The sequence below is a fragment of the Pantoea vagans genome (assembly GCF_001506165.1).
GTDB lineage: Bacteria > Pseudomonadota > Gammaproteobacteria > Enterobacterales > Enterobacteriaceae > Pantoea > Pantoea vagans_C.
Window position 1 is genome coordinate 1,986,752 of the sequence record NZ_CP011427.1, and the last position, 14,683, is coordinate 2,001,434.

At 58.3% G+C, this 14,683-nt stretch carries 13 protein-coding genes; all 13 read left to right on the forward strand.

Annotation, left to right across the window (positions count from 1 at the left end; all coding sequences use genetic code 11):
* Positions 1 to 3: 3 nt before the first annotated feature.
* Positions 4 to 384 carry a DUF4150 domain-containing protein gene (locus LK04_RS09185; protein ID WP_058972768.1) on the forward strand — a complete coding sequence of 127 codons (381 nt, stop codon included), beginning with the start codon at positions 4 to 6 and terminating at the stop codon, positions 382 to 384.
* A gap of 76 nt (positions 385 to 460) precedes the next feature.
* Complete coding sequence (locus LK04_RS09190; RefSeq protein ID WP_039335526.1) at positions 461 to 964, forward strand: hypothetical protein; 504 nt, start codon at positions 461 to 463, stop codon at positions 962 to 964.
* A complete protein-coding gene (tssJ, locus tag LK04_RS09195) occupies positions 949 to 1,452 on the forward strand; it encodes a type VI secretion system lipoprotein TssJ (protein WP_039335528.1) in 504 nt (167 codons plus the stop codon). The genes LK04_RS09190 and tssJ overlap by 16 nt, the downstream gene beginning before the upstream one ends.
* A 19-nt stretch (positions 1,453 to 1,471) precedes the next feature.
* Positions 1,472 to 2,815 (forward strand): type VI secretion system baseplate subunit TssK, encoded by a 1,344-nt coding sequence (gene tssK, locus LK04_RS09200; protein ID WP_039335530.1) that lies wholly within the window; start codon positions 1,472 to 1,474, stop codon positions 2,813 to 2,815.
* Positions 2,816 to 2,836: 21 nt separating this feature from the next.
* Positions 2,837 to 4,060 carry a DotU family type VI secretion system protein gene (locus LK04_RS09205; protein WP_081998142.1) on the forward strand — a complete coding sequence of 408 codons (1,224 nt, stop codon included), beginning with the start codon at positions 2,837 to 2,839 and terminating at the stop codon, positions 4,058 to 4,060.
* Positions 4,061 to 4,071: 11 nt separating this feature from the next.
* Positions 4,072 to 7,665, forward strand: coding sequence for a type VI secretion system membrane subunit TssM (tssM, locus tag LK04_RS09210; RefSeq protein ID WP_039335534.1), 3,594 nt, complete (start codon positions 4,072 to 4,074; stop codon positions 7,663 to 7,665).
* Positions 7,666 to 7,768: 103 nt separating this feature from the next.
* The gene (gene tagF / locus LK04_RS09215; protein WP_039335536.1) at positions 7,769 to 8,440 is read left to right on the forward strand and encodes a type VI secretion system-associated protein TagF; all 672 of its coding nucleotides are present in this window, start codon (positions 7,769 to 7,771) and stop codon (positions 8,438 to 8,440) included.
* Positions 8,441 to 8,451: 11 nt separating this feature from the next.
* Positions 8,452 to 9,468 (forward strand): type VI secretion system protein TssA, encoded by a 1,017-nt coding sequence (tssA, locus tag LK04_RS09220; RefSeq protein WP_039335538.1) that lies wholly within the window; start codon positions 8,452 to 8,454, stop codon positions 9,466 to 9,468.
* A gap of 26 nt (positions 9,469 to 9,494) precedes the next feature.
* Positions 9,495 to 10,067 (forward strand): type VI secretion system contractile sheath small subunit, encoded by a 573-nt coding sequence (gene tssB / locus LK04_RS09225; protein ID WP_052206217.1) that lies wholly within the window; start codon positions 9,495 to 9,497, stop codon positions 10,065 to 10,067.
* The gene (gene tssC / locus LK04_RS09230; RefSeq protein WP_039335543.1) at positions 10,060 to 11,559 is read left to right on the forward strand and encodes a type VI secretion system contractile sheath large subunit; all 1,500 of its coding nucleotides are present in this window, start codon (positions 10,060 to 10,062) and stop codon (positions 11,557 to 11,559) included. Before tssB ends, tssC begins: the two co-directional genes overlap by 8 nt.
* A gap of 64 nt (positions 11,560 to 11,623) precedes the next feature.
* Positions 11,624 to 12,106: an Hcp family type VI secretion system effector gene (locus tag LK04_RS09235; protein WP_034823617.1), complete on the forward strand. Its 483-nt coding sequence runs from the start codon at positions 11,624 to 11,626 to the stop codon at positions 12,104 to 12,106.
* Between the two features lie 177 nt (positions 12,107 to 12,283).
* Complete coding sequence (gene tagH / locus LK04_RS09240; RefSeq protein ID WP_039335546.1) at positions 12,284 to 13,897, forward strand: type VI secretion system-associated FHA domain protein TagH; 1,614 nt, start codon at positions 12,284 to 12,286, stop codon at positions 13,895 to 13,897.
* A complete protein-coding gene (locus tag LK04_RS09245) occupies positions 13,897 to 14,673 on the forward strand; it encodes a PP2C family protein-serine/threonine phosphatase (protein ID WP_039335548.1) in 777 nt (258 codons plus the stop codon). The genes tagH and LK04_RS09245 overlap by 1 nt, the downstream gene beginning before the upstream one ends.
* Positions 14,674 to 14,683: the final 10 nt, after the last annotated feature.

The window sequence follows — 14,683 nt, forward strand, 5'->3', positions numbered from 1 at the left end:
ACGATGTTTGCGAATTGTCAGTCCGGCGGCACCGATCAGGCAGTGGCCGATGTGTGCAAAACCCCGGCACCGGTCACCTTCGTCAATCTGGCGCTCGGCAACACCGCCGTGCCAACTGCCAGCACCGTGCTGTTTACCGGCATGCCAGCGCATACCCTTTCGACCATCACACCCATAACGCAAGGCGATGAAGCCGGCGTGCTGGGCGGCGTAGTCTCTGAAACCTTTATGGGCCTGTCACGCCATCTTACCGGCTGCAACTCGCTGCTGATCAACGGCATGCCCGCGACCCGCATGGGCAGCGTGACGCAGCAGAACGTGGCCAACGCCCCCGGCGTGCGCATCACGCCAAGCCAGACCACGGTGGCGCTGTTGGCAACCTAAAAACGCACGTGGTTTGTAGTGGCGCAGTTTATCCCTTTTGAAATCAAGTTTTTACTTACACAGGACGTTGATAACAATGAAAAATCACCACAGCAAACTCGCGTTTATCGCCGCCCTTTTCGCGGTGACGCTCACCGCCGGATGCAAGGCCCCACCGCCGACCGTCACGGCCGACACCCTTGAGACCAGCACCGTCAATAACGTGGCGCTGGTACACATGCACATCGTGCAGCCGCCGCAGCAGTTCACTGCCATCAACAGCGCCTATCGCACCCTCTATCCCGCCTCCTTGATGAACCGACCGGATTTCGGTGGCCTGCGCATGGAAACACTGGATGCCGGTGCCACGCTGCAAGTTCTGGGCGAAGTGGAAAACAGCTGGCTGGCGGTATCGACACAAGATAACGGTCAGCTTAGCGGCTATATCCCCTTCCGCGCAGCCGTTACCCGTGACCGCTACGATGCCACTGTCAAAGCCCAGGCCGCACGCCCGCGCCGTGCCCAGCAACAATGTATTGGGGTAGGTGCCGGTGACAAAGCTTGCCGTAAAGGCAGTTCCTCCACATGGATTATTCAGTGATGTGGCCGCGTATCGCCGTGTTGCTGGGGCTGCTGCTGCTCACCGGCTGCATGTCCTCATCCCGCCAGGTGCCGTCTGACTGGCAACTGACGCTCAACAGCGCGCCTGACGCGAACAGTGGCGCCCCGCTCAAGGTGCGCGTGTTTGTACTGCGTTCCGATGCCAACTTCCAGTCGGCCGACTTCTATTCGCTGCAAAACAACGCATCCAGTGTGCTGAGCGGCGATGTGCTGGATACCCAGCAGCGCTTTCTGACCGCGCAACAGCCGCAACAGATCATTACCGGTAATCCTTCGCTGGAAGCGCACTACCTCGGCGTGATCGCCGAGTACGCCAACATCAACGGCAAAACCTGGCGCGTGGTGATTCCGCTACCCGCACCAACCGAAACCAATTTCTACAAGTTCTGGCAGTTCTCGCCCGATGCACTGCATGGCCGCGTAACGGCCACCGCAGCCGGGCTGCATCTCACCGCCAAAGACGAATAAACCCACGCAGGAAGACGCTATGCACACCGCAGACAAGGTGATTTGGAGTGAAGGGATGTTCTTGCGTCCCCACCATTTTCAGCAGTCGGAACGTTGGCTGGAAGCATACAGCCGCAGTTGGGGCAAGCTGCAGTGCCCGTGGCACTGGGGTTTTATGACGCTGAGCATCGACCAGGCACTGTTACGCCAGGGCAAACTGGCGATTGCGGAAGCCAGCGGCTTGCTGCCCGATGGCACACCATTCTCCATCACCGGCGCGGACAATGCGCCAGCGCCGCTGGCGCTAAGCGATGTCCAGGAGCCGATTGACGTGGTGCTCGCGCTTCCCGAACAGCGTCAGGGCCAGACCGAGGTCATCTTCAGTGACGCCAGTGATTCGCTGGCGCGCTATCTCAGCCTGGATCGCGAAGTCGACGATCTCAACGCATCGTCCGTAGGTCGTGCGCCAATGCAGTTCGGTCGTCTGCGCCTGTGTCTGATGCCCGCCGCAGACCTGAATGCGGAGTGGACCGCTATCGGGGTGGTACGCGTCAAAAGCAGCGGCAACGATCGTGCACTGACCCTCGACAGTGATTACATTCCGCCACTGCTCAATGGCCACATCTCTCCTGCCATCACCGCCTTTCTCAACGATATGCACGGCCTTTTACAACAGCGCAGCGAGCAGATGGGTGAGCGCCTGCAACAGGCTGGGCGCGGCGGCAATAGCGAAATGATCGACTTTATGCTGCTCACCTTAATCAATCGTTACATCGGTCAGGTGGCACACAGCCGTCGTTTGCCGCAGCTGCATCCGGAACGTTTGTTCAGTGAATGGCTGCAGTTCGCTACTGAGTTAGCCAGTTGGTCTCCGTCGCGTCGACCGGGCGAACAACTGCCGGTCTATGACCACGACAATCTTTATCTCAGTTTCAGCCGGTTGATGATCCAGTTGCGCCAGAGTCTGTCACTGGTGATGGAAGAGAACGCGCTGCAACTGACGCTCACCGAGCGCTCGCACGGGCTGTTTGTGGCGACGGTTTCTGATGTCAGCCTGATCCGCGACTACGGCTTTGTGCTGGCGGTTCGCGCCGACCTGCCGGGCGAAATGCTGATCACCCACTTCCCGGCACAGATGAAAATTGCACCTGTCACGCGCATTCGCGACCTGGTCCAGTTGCAGCTTCCCGGCATAGGTTTGCGCGTGATGCCTGCCGCTCCGCGTCAGATCCCGTGGCACTCTGGCTATGTCTACTTTGAGCTGGAACGCAGCGGTGAACTGTGGCAGCAGATGGCGAAAGCAGAAGCCTTTGCCCTGCATCTGGCGGGCGAGTTTCCTGGTCTTGACCTGCAACTATGGGCGCTGCGCCACGCGCGCGGCTAAGCACGGAGAGAAGCGATCATGATGCAGCCACAATCGCTTAATGGCGAACTGGAAGGCACCACGGCCCATGAAAATCCACTGGTGGCGATTGCCAATCCACTGATTAATTCGATTGCGCAGCTACGCCACTCCGTTTCCCACGACAACCCAGCGGGATTGCGTCAACAGTTGATCGACCTGGTACGCCGCTTTGAAGTGGCCTGTCAGCAGGCACAATTGCCGTATGAAACCATTGTCGGCGCGCGTTACTGCCTCTGCACCTCGCTGGATGAGGCCGCCGCACTCACGCCGTGGGGCAGCCGCGACGTCTGGCCGCGCAGCGGGCTGTTGGTGACCTTCCACAATGAAACCTGGGGCGGTGAGAAGTTTTTCCAGCTATTGGCTCGCCTGTCGCAGCACCCGCAGCAAAACATCCTGCTGCTGGAGTTGATGAACGCCTGCCTGTTACTGGGCTTTGAAGGGCGTTATCGCATCATGGAAAACGGGCGCACCCAGCTTGAAACCCTCAAGCTACGCCTGCTACAGCTGATTCGCTCGGTGCGTGGCCCCTATGCGCCGCCGCTGTCACCGCAGCCGCTGGATGAGCCGGTGCAGCAAAAGCTGTGGAAGCCGCTAATTCCTCTGTGGAGCTTTGCCGCGCTGCTGGCGCTGCTGGGATGTGCCGTTTATATCGCGCTCAACTGGCGTCTTAACCACTTCACCGCTCCTGTGCTCTCCGCCATTTATCAGACCGACTTGCCCAAGGTGGACATCGCACGCCCGGCTGCACCAGCGGCACCGGCCCTTGATTTACGTCACTTCCTTGCGCCGGAAATCGCCGAGGGATTGGTGACGGTACGTGATGAAGCCACGCGAAGTGTGGTGCTGCTGCGCGGCGACGGCTTGTTTGATTCTGCCGCGACCACTATTCGCGATCGCTATCGTCCGGTGATCCGCCGGATCGCCCAGGCGATGGACAACGTCAACGGCCAGATTCGGGTCAGCGGCTACACCGACAACGTCCCCATTCGCAGCGCGCGCTTTAACTCCAACTATGCGCTCTCTCTGGCACGCGCCCAATCGGTGCAGGAGATGCTGGCACAAGACTTACAGCAACCGCAGCGCATCATCGTTGAGGGACGCGGCGAGAGTAACCCACTTGCGCCGAATGACACTGCCGCGAATCGCGCCCGTAATCGCCGTGTCGAAATCACGCTGCTGGTCGCACCGAAACAGACTGAATCTGAACTCAACAGCGTGCACTAAAAGGAATAGCCATGATTCGCACTGTCTTTTCCATTGCCACCAGCCGTCTGATGTGGAGCGGTCTGGGCATCACCGCGCTCTGCTTACTGATCTGGACGGTGGGCCCACTGGTGGCGATTGGGGATTATCGTCCACTGGAGTCGTCGCTGTATCGCTATATCGCCATCGCCGTGCTTTACACGCTGTGGATCAGCTATCGCGTGGTGCCACGCCTGTGGCGTCGCTGGCAAAACCGCCGGCTGGTGCAGAGAATGGCCCCCGCCGCCACGGAAACTGCTGAAAATGATGACATGTCAGCGGAGCATCCGCTGGCCGAGCGTTTCAGTGAGGCCACACAGCTGCTGCGTCAGGCTCGCTTCAACCGTCCAGAGAGCCGCCGCTGGCCGCGCTGGATGCAAAAACTTAATCGTCAGTATCTCTACCAGTTGCCTTGGTACATGCTGATTGGCGCACCCGGTGCCGGTAAAACCACCGCCCTGGTTAACTCCGGGCTGCACTTCCCGCTGGCCGCGCAGTTTGGCAAAACCGCGTTGCGCGGGGTCGGGGGCACGCGCCACTGCGACTGGTGGTTCACCGATGAAGCCATCTTGCTGGATACCGCTGGTCGCTATACCACGCAGGAGAGCGATCGCCAGCAAGATGCTCAAGAGTGGCGCAGCTTTATGGGGCTGCTGAAAAAGTATCGCCCGCGCCAGCCAGTGAACGGTGCCATCATCACCATCAGCGTGGGGGATCTGCTGAGCGAGTCGGAAGAGGCGCGCTATCAACAGGCCAGCGCCCTGCGTAAACGGCTGTTGGAACTGCGCGATCAACTCGCGATCCCCTTCCCGGTTTACGTACTGGTGACCAAAACCGATTTGCTGAAGGGCTTTACCGCCAGTTTCGGTGCGATGAATAAAGCGCAGCGCGATCAGATTTGGGGATTCACCTGGCCATGGAGCGATCAGCAACTGGCGGTGGGCAGTGAGTTCGAACCGCAGTTTGATCGCCTACATCAAAGACTTGATGCGGGTTTGGCCGACCTGATGATCAACGAACATGACAGCGTTAAACGCGCTGAAATGTACCTGTTCCCACAAGAGTTTCTGGCATTAAAGCCGCTGCTCAAGCACTACCTTGACGTGGTCTTTGCCACCTCAGGTTATGACGCCAAGCTGATCCCGCGCGGTGTCTACTTCACCAGCGGTACGCAGGAAGGCTTACCCTTTGACCGCGTGATGGGACAGATGAGCCGCGCGCTGGGCCTGCCTGCGCTGCGCGCCGCCAACGCAGAACCCGCGCAGCCCGGCCACGGCCAGAGTTTCTTCTTGCATCAAATGCTGACGGAAGTGGTGTTTAAAGAGGCGGGCCTGGCAGGTATCAACCGTTGGTGGGCGATGCGTAATCGCATGGTGCATCTGATTGCTTACGCTGTGCTGGCGTTGTTGCTACTGCTGGCGTTAATCAGCTGGTTTACCAGCTATCACCACAATAAAGGTTACCTGGCGGAAGTGCAGCAGCGGGTGCCCGATATCGAAAAACAGAGCAAGGCGCTGTCACCGCTTAACGGTGAAAACCTCTTCTCACAGCTGCCGTTCCTGAACAGCCTCGCCGGATTACCCAGCAGCGACAAGCTGGCGGATGTGCAACAACCGCCGCTCAGCTGGCGTGCCGGACTGTATCGCGGTGAGGAGGTGTCCACCGCCTCGGACTCGCTTTACCAGCGTGCGCTGGAGCAGATGCTGCTGCCCGTCATCGCCCGCAATATCACTGACTGGCTGCGTAGTGATAACGGCAGTGATGTGGATTACAGCTACGAAGCGCTGAAGGCGTATCAGATGCTCTATCTGCCGCAGCATTACGACGGCAAATTCCTGCACGCCTGGGTGATGCTGAATGTCCAGCGCACTCAGGGTGCCAATGCGCCACAGGCACAGCTGAAAGCGTTGGATTACCACCTGGGTCAGCTGCTGGATGACAAGATTAACGCTTCGCCGTTTGAGCGTGATGAACCTCTGGTGGTGCGCCAGATTGAGATGATCAGCCGTTCACCTCTCTCAACGCGTGTTTATGGTCGTCTCAAGCGTTTGTTAATGCCACGCGTCAATCCGGGCGTGAGCCTGATCAACCTCAGTGGCGCGCAAACAGAACTGGTGTTGAGTCGCAAAAGCGGTAAACCGCTGACGGAGGCCATTCCCGGTTTCTTCACCCCCGCCGGATACTGGGGACCGTTCAACAACAATATTAAAAACGTCGCCGCCAGCCTGTTGCAGGAAGACCATTGGGTATTAACCCGCCGTGAAAGTGCCGATGATCAAAACACGCTGGAAGAAACGGTGCGCCGCCTCTACCTCGACGACTACATGCGTGTGTGGGATGCACTGTTGCAGGATATTCAGCTGCAACCGATCAACAATCTGGGTGAGCGCATCAACACTGCCCGCTTGTTGTCAGGTCGCACCTCTCCCCTGCGCCAGTTGATGATCAATCTGGGTCGCAACCTGACGCTGACACCGCCAGAAGATGAGAAGGCAAAACAGGATCAGCCATCGTTGCTGGAACGCAGCACTCACTACGTCAACAACAACGCCACGGCCACGCTGCAAGCGTTATTCCGTGCCCGTAAAGCAGCACAAAGCGGCACCCTTGAAGCGCCAGAACAGCGCGTGATGGCGCACTTCGCCAGCATTATTGAACAGGCGCAGGTCAGCGATCCGAAAGAGAACAGCATCCCGTTTGATGCGCAGCTGAAAGATATCGATGACCTCTACAGCTACCTCACCGCCGTACAGGACGCCAGCAACAGCGGCATGTCCCCGCCAGACAGCAGCATCATTTCACGTATGCAGGCCGATGCCGGACGCCAACCGGAGCCGTTCCGCACCTTACTGCTGGAGCTGGCCGTCGGTGCCAGCAGCGACACGCAAAAGCGCACCATGAGCAATATGCAGAAACGGGCGGGCGTGGAAGTCGGCAGTTTTTGCCGCAGCGCCATTGCCGGTCGCTATCCGTTGAACCGCAGTTCAGGCACTGATATCACACCGGACGATCTGGCACGCATGTTCGCACCTGGCACCGGGCTGATGGACAGCTTCTTCCGTGACAATCTGGCCAGCAAGGTGGATACCACGCACAGCAGTTGGCGCTACGCCCCAGGCGTGGACGGTAAAACCTTGCCCGGCGGCACCACGCTGCTACGCCCGTTCCAGCAGGCGCAGGCAATACGGGAAGCGCTGTTTGCCAATGGCTCCAGCACCCCTTCTTATCGCCTGACCATCACGCCGATCAGCATGGATAACAGCATTCTTAATCTGACGCTGGACGTTGATGGCCAGTTGATTCGCTACAGCCACGGCCCACAAACCCCGCAGGTGGTGAACTGGCCCGGCAGCGGCAACACCCAGCAGGTGCGCATGCAGATTGGGTTAACCGATGGCACCACCAACACCCTGAACACCAGCGGCCCTTGGGCACTGAACCGCTTGTTTGATAAAGCCAGCCTGCGTCCGGGAACCAGCCAGAGCCAGCAAGCCACCTTCAACCTCGGCGGTCATCAGGTGGTGCTGGCTTACACCCCCAACAGCGTGCGCAACCCGCTGCAACTGCCGGGGTTTAGCTGCCCATGAGTGTCATCGAGCGCTGGCACTGAATTTCGTAGGATGCGCAATTATGCGCACCTGAAACCACGATACAGGTCGCCATGAATGGCGCCCCTACAAGGATCCCTCGATGCAGTCACGCTCATCATTGGGTTGGTACGGCAAGCTCCCTGGCAGCGGCGATTTCCTGCGCCGCCGACTGCCAACCCGCTTGGTCAACAGCTGGGCGCAGTGGTTTCAGAGCAGTTTGCCGCGTCTGGCACAGCAGCCCGTCACGGGCCGGGCACCGGTGTGGAATTTCATCATTCCCGCCACTCTTGGCGTACCGCTGATTCAGATGGGTTGCCTGTTACCCACGCGCGATCGTGTTGGCCGTCAGTATCCGCTCTGCGCCATGCGGCTGTTTACGCCGGAACAGTGGCACGCCATGCAGTTACACACCGCCGGAGACTGGTATTACCAACTGGGTAAGACCCTGACGCTGGCCGTGCAGAACCGCTACAGCGGCGATCAGTTCGATAGCGCGCTGAACGCCCTTCCGGCTCAGCTGGCGCGCCCGCCGCAGTCAGATGTGTTTGATGTGATCGGTTATCAGGACACGCCCTGCAACCTCAACTGGCCACAGGTGGTGCACTACTTCGATCCGGCGCAGTACAGCAGCTTTTGGTGGAGCAACCAGAGTGATGGCAGCGCGTTTTACAGCCATTCGCACAGCGGCAACTTCACCACCCAGCTGTTTTTGCGTTTGTTCAATCCGCCCCACGCCAGCCGTGGTGAACCGCCGCTGTTTGGCCCGCTTTAACGGTGAAAAACATGAATCTCGACGCCCTTCTTGAACCGCTGCGTGACGATGCGCCATGCGGTGATGACCTGGAGTATGACGCGGCCTTTATGGCGCTGGAGCAGGCGCGCAGCGGCAAGGCCGAGCAACAGTTTGGCCAGACCATCATTCCTGCTGAGCCGCCGGACTGGCAACAGGTGGCACAACAGGCTGAACAGCTACTGACTCGCACCCGCGATATCCGCCTGCTGCTGATCCTCAGCGAGGCCTGGACGCACACCAAAGGGCTTACTGGCTGTGCGGCAGGACTGACGCTACTCAGTGAAGCGCTGACGCGATACTGGCCTTCCCTTCATCCTGCACTGGAATTTGATGGCGAGCCGGACCTGCTGATGCGCGTCAGTGCGCTGGCCGCGCTGGGGCCACAATCGGGCCTGAGCCGCGCGTTGCGCCATAGCTGGCTACTGAAAAGCGCCACCGGTGAAATCACGCTACGTGATGCCATTGCCCTGCTCGACGGCAGCAAAAGCGAAGTCGCGGATTTCCCCGGCGGCTTGCCGCGCTTACGTGAGGCACTGCAGCAACCCGATGCCGCCAACGCACAGGCCATTCGTACTCTCGCTCAGCATTTCACCACGCTGCGCCTCTGTCTGGAGCAGTATCTGGAGAGCGCTGATATGCCCGACCTGGCGGCCACCGAGAAAGCGCTGGCGCTGTTGCTGCCGTTGCTACCGTTACCAGCAGCCCCCCCCGCCGAGGCTGTCCAATCAGAGGCTGCTCCAGCGCAAACGCCGGAGACGTTAACCACTGCCGCGCCCTCGCCAACGCTCGACTGGCAGCAGGTGTCTTTGCATTCGCGCGCTGACGCCGAGTTGATGCTGGAAAAAGTGCGCCTCTACTTCCAGCAACACGAACCGAGCCACCCGGCACCGATCATGCTGGAACGGGTGCAGCGTCTGATTCAACTCGATTTTCTCGACATTATTCGTGACCTGGCGCCCGACGCCGTCACACAACTGCAGGGCCTGTTTGGCCGTGTGGGTGAATAAAACGCCTGATTTCAGGCCCATAACTGATGGAGAACACTATGGCTAATTATCCCACCATTAAACGCGCCCGTAGCGGACAGAAGTTCATTTCGCGCAACCGCGCGCCGCGCGTGCAGATTGAGTACGACGTGGAGATTTACGGTTCCGACCGCAAAGTGCAGTTGCCCTTCGTTATGGGCGTGATGGCCGACCTGGTGGGCCAGCCGGTTGAGGATCAGCCGGAGATCGCCGAGCGTAAGTTCCTTGAAGTGGATATCGATAACTTTGACGAACGCATGAAAGCGCTCAAGCCACACCTTGCCTATCACGTGGATAACACGCTGACGGGCGAAGGCAAAGTGGGCGTTGACCTCACTTTTAACAGCATGGATGACTTCCTGCCTGATGCCATTGTGCGCCGTGTTGAGCCACTGAATGAGCTACTGGAAGCCCGCACTCAGCTCTCCAACCTGCTCTCTTACATGGATGGCAAAAACGGTGCGGAAGCCTTGATCGCCGAGATCCTGCAAAACCCCACTTTAATGCAATCACTGGCCAGCGCGCCAAAACCAGCAGCCGCATCCAACGATGACCGCGCAACGGAGAAACATGATGAGTAATGCAGCCTCCCAAACGCAACGCTTGCAGGCGGAAACTGTCAGCCAGAGCGACTTTAGCGCCTTGCTAAATAAAGAGTTCCGTCCCAACAACGACCAGGCGCGCGACGCCATTTCCCAGGCGGTGCAGACGCTGGCGGCGCAGGCCCTTGAAAACAGTTTGCCGGTGTCCGACGACGCCTATCGCACTATTCAGGCCCTGATCGCCGAGATCGATGCCAAACTGTCGCAGCAGGTTAACGCCATCATGCATCACGATAGTTTCCAGCAGTTAGAGGGCGCGTGGCGCGGCCTGCACTACCTGGTGAACAACACCGAAACCGATGAAATGCTCAAGATCCGGGTGATGAGCATCAGCAAACGCGAACTGAGCCGCACCTTGAAGCGCTACAAAGGCGTGGGTTGGGATCAGAGCCCGTTGTTTAAGAAGATCTACGAAGAAGAGTACGGTCAGTTTGGTGGTGAGCCGTATGGTTGTCTGGTCGGTGACTACTACTTTGACCACAGCCCACCGGATGTGGAACTGCTGGGTGAGCTGGCCAAAATTGGCGCGGCGGCACACTGTCCGGTGATCACCGGTGCGGCACCCAGTGCCCTGCAAATGGAGTCCTGGCAGGAGCTGGCGAACCCACGTGATATCACCAAAATCTTCACCAACACCGAATATGCCGCCTGGCGTACCCTGCGTGAAAGCGAAGATACCCGCTACCTCGGCCTGGTGATGCCACGTTTCCTCGCGCGTTTGCCGTACGGCGTACGCACCAATCCTGTCGATAGCTTCGACTTCACCGAAGATACCGAAGGCGCCACGCACAAAAACTACACCTGGGCTAACGCCGCCTATGCCATGGCCGCCAACATCAACCGCTCCTTCAAGCAGTTTGGCTGGAGCACGTCAATTCGCGGCGTGGAGTCTGGTGGTTCCGTAGAAAACCTGCCGTGCCACGTGTTCCCGACCGATGACGGCGGCGTCGACATGAAGTGCCCAACAGAAATCGCCATCAGCGACCGTCGTGAAGCTGAGCTGGCGAAAAACGGCTTTATTCCGCTAGTACACCGTAAGAACTCGGACTTTGCCGCCTTTATTGGCGCACAGTCACTGCAAAAACCGGAAGACTATTACGATGCCGATGCCGCAGCCAACGCCCAACTGGCAGCCCGTTTGCCGTACCTGTTCGCCTGCTGCCGCTTTGCTCACTACCTGAAATGCATCGTGCGCGACAAGATCGGTTCGTTTCAGGAACGTGCTGATATGGAGCGCTGGCTCAACTCGTGGATTATCCGCTACGTCGATGGCGATCCGGTGAACTCCACGCAGGAAACCAAAGCGCGTAAACCGCTGGCCGACGCGCGCGTCACCGTGGAAGAGCAGGAGGACAATCCGGGTTACTACGCCGCTAAATTCTTCCTGCGCCCGCACTACCAACTTGAAGGCCTGACGGTATCCCTGCGTCTGGTCTCGAAATTACCGACGCTGAAACAGCAGCAAGGGTAAAACCCTCTGGGCGCACGTTCCCGCCCATTTATTGCTTGTTCATTACTAAAGGAGTTCGACCCGCATGACCATCGCAATGTATCTGAAGCCAGAAGGTGTTGAAGGTGAATCAAAAGACTCGGCACACACGGGCTGGATCGACATTCTCTCTTTCAACTGGGGTGCCAACCAGCCAAACAACATGAGCGTAGGTGGCGGCGGCGGTGCAGGTAAGGTGAATTATCAAGACCTGCACGTGCATGCCCGTATCGATAAAGCGACACCCACGCTGATGCTGTACTGCTCCAACGGTAAACACATCCCCACTCTTGAGTTTCACGTCACCAAAGCCGGTGGCTCGCAGATTATCTATAACAAAATCAATCTGACCGAAGTGCTGGTGACCAGCGTGCAGTTCACCGGTTCACGCGACGATGACACCGTAGGGATTGAGTACTCGTTCCAGGCCGCGCAGGTGGAAGAGATTTACACCCAGCAGTCCGAAGACGGTGCTGCAGGTGCCGACACCACCTTCGGCTGGAATATTAAAACCAACACCGCGTCTTAATCGTTTCGTTCGACTTGTGCAGGCGGCTACCTGCCGCCTGCCTGGCCGGACCCAACCGTTGCAGCGCGATTTATCGCGCGAGTTTAACGCTTGCAATGCTTGTTATATGCGCGACAAATCGCGCCGCTACAACGTTGCCAAATTGAAGATGCAAGATCACTTTTGCAGGTAATGCCTATGCGATTCACCCTTGTTGAAAGTAAAAACGGCGTACAGCCTCCGCTGACCAGCGTCGATTTCTATCCGCCGGGCGGTACCATTGGCCGCAGTGAAGACAACAACTTTATCCTGCCCGACGACAGCCGCACCATTTCCCGGCTGCAACTGCTGGTGCACACCTCCGCCGAAGGCGAGTGCCGCATCACCAATCGCGGCAACGTGATTAACGTCGATTTCAACGGTATTCCACTGGAGCACGGTCGCCAGGTTGAACTGCAAAGTGGCGATCTGCTGGGCATTGGTGATTACACGCTGGAAGTGAGCGACATTGCTGGGGAAATACCTGCGCCGCGTCAACCCACTCTACAGGCAACCCAGGCAACATCCATCAAGCGGGGCATCCCCTCTGACGTGCCCGGCGAGATTTGGGACAGTCTGTCGCGCGATTTCGCCACGCCGAAAGTGGCCCCTGTGGCAGCGGATGCCCACCACCCGCTGACGCAACCGGCAGCCAAAGCACTTAATCCCGTTGATCCGCTCGCGCATGAAGAACAATTCACCGAACTGGCACAGCTGGATGTACGTGAGAGTGACCCCGCACGCTTGTTCACTGGCAGTGACCTGTTTCAGCAGCCAACGATTCTGCAGGATGCCACGCCCACCACGCTGCGCGATCAACCTCAGGTGGCCCACCAGCAACCACAAACCGAACTTGATCCGTTAGCACTGTTTGGCAGCAGCGGTAACGCTCAGCCGGAAGATAGCGATCCTTTTGGTCTGATGAACGGTCAGGCGCAGCCCCTTACGCCGCCCGACTTGTTCCAACCTGAAGCCGCACCGGCCGCATTGCACACACCGCCTCCCGAACAGCCAATACCGCAACCCGCGGAACCGGCACCCATACCCACTCCCCGTGTGCAGCACATCAGCCCTGAACACTCCAATGCCAGCCGCGCCAGTGGACGTATGGGTATCGACCCCGTCAGCTATAAAACCGCCGCGCAACGCCGTGCTGCCAATACGCCGGGTGTCGATGCCGATTTACTGCAGGCATTTCTTAACGGCGCGGATCTCGCAGATATTGATGCTAAACCGCATCTCGACCAAGAGCAGATGTATCTGCTGGGCCAACTGCTCAGCCTTTTTTCACAAGGCACCGTGGCACTGCTCTCTTCGCGCACCATGTTAAAGCGCGGCGTCAACGCGGAAATGACCATGATCCTCGAACAGGCCAACAACCCCTTTAAGCTGCTGCCGTCAGGGAAAAGTGTATTAGTGCAGATGTTCAGCAGCCAGATGCCGGGCTTTATGGAGCCGGAAAAAGCGGTACGTGATGCGCTGGTGGATTTGCAGGCGCACCAACTGGGGATGATTGCGGGTATCCGCGCCATCATCACCGCGATGCTGCAATCCTTTAATCCTGACAATTTGCAGCAGGAAGAGAGCGGTCGCCACCTGTTCACAGCCTCACGTAAGGCGGCGCGCTGGGACAGCTTCGTGAAGCGCTATCAGACCATCGCCAGCGAGATCGATGACGATTTTCACACCCTGTTTGGCGAAGCCTTCCTGCACGCCTACGACGTCGAAGTGAACCATTACAAAGACCTGCAAACGCAAAAAACGGAAAAATGATGAATATAACGTTCGCGTCTATCAGCCATCAGGGCAAACGTAGCAGCAATCAGGATCGACTGGCGAACGCACTGGGCGCACGTGCCGCCTGTTTTGTCATGTGTGACGGCATCGCAGGCGAACAAGGCGGCGATACCGCAGCACGTCTGGCGTGCGACACCATCATCACGCAATTTGACGGTGACAATCATCTCAATGCACAACTGATCCGCGGGTATATCGCGGCGGCGAATCAGGCCATCAAACAGCAGCAACATCATCATGACAGCTTGAAAAATATGGGCACCACGTTGGTGAGCTTGTTTATCGATCGTGATTACCAACTCGCCTATTGGGCCCATGCTGGCGACAGTCGGTTATATCACTTTCGTCGCGGCTATTTGCTGGAGGTCACGCGGGACCACAGTCTGGCGCAACGCATGCAGGATGCCGGTTATCCCGCTGATGCCATTAATCACAACCTGCTCTATTTCGCGCTGGGCATGAAAGAGGATCGCGAAGCCAGTTACAGCGACGTGCTCGCGCTGGAAGATGGCGATGTATTTCTGCTGTGCACGGACGGCTTCTGGCATGAAATGAGCGTCAGCGATCTGGAACAGTCGCTGCGGATGGTCAGCAATCCACAAGAATGGCTGGCGCTGTTGCAGCGGATGAAACCGCACGACAACGGTGACAACTTCAGCGCCATGGCGGTATGGATGGGCGATCCGCAAGACTCGACCCTGCTCAGTTCGCTCAACGATGCGCAGCGCATTCTGCTGTCGCAGCGGGATTGAGGAGATCGCC

Coding starts and splice junctions, on each gene's coding strand:
- tssJ (WP_039335528.1), top strand. CDS start 949: ATGGATTATTCAGTGATGTGGCCGCGTATCGCCGTGTTGCTGGGGCTG.
- LK04_RS09205 (WP_081998142.1), top strand. CDS start 2,837: ATGCAGCCACAATCGCTTAATGGCGAACTGGAAGGCACCACGGCCCAT.
- tssC (WP_039335543.1), top strand. CDS start 10,060: ATGAGTAATGCAGCCTCCCAAACGCAACGCTTGCAGGCGGAAACTGTC.
- LK04_RS09190 (WP_039335526.1), top strand. CDS start 461: ATGAAAAATCACCACAGCAAACTCGCGTTTATCGCCGCCCTTTTCGCG.
- tagH (WP_039335546.1), top strand. CDS start 12,284: ATGCGATTCACCCTTGTTGAAAGTAAAAACGGCGTACAGCCTCCGCTG.
- tssA (WP_039335538.1), top strand. CDS start 8,452: ATGAATCTCGACGCCCTTCTTGAACCGCTGCGTGACGATGCGCCATGC.
- LK04_RS09245 (WP_039335548.1), top strand. CDS start 13,897: ATGAATATAACGTTCGCGTCTATCAGCCATCAGGGCAAACGTAGCAGC.
- LK04_RS09185 (WP_058972768.1), top strand. CDS start 4: ATGTTTGCGAATTGTCAGTCCGGCGGCACCGATCAGGCAGTGGCCGAT.
- tssM (WP_039335534.1), top strand. CDS start 4,072: ATGATTCGCACTGTCTTTTCCATTGCCACCAGCCGTCTGATGTGGAGC.
- tagF (WP_039335536.1), top strand. CDS start 7,769: ATGCAGTCACGCTCATCATTGGGTTGGTACGGCAAGCTCCCTGGCAGC.
- tssB (WP_052206217.1), top strand. CDS start 9,495: ATGGAGAACACTATGGCTAATTATCCCACCATTAAACGCGCCCGTAGC.
- LK04_RS09235 (WP_034823617.1), top strand. CDS start 11,624: ATGACCATCGCAATGTATCTGAAGCCAGAAGGTGTTGAAGGTGAATCA.
- tssK (WP_039335530.1), top strand. CDS start 1,472: ATGCACACCGCAGACAAGGTGATTTGGAGTGAAGGGATGTTCTTGCGT.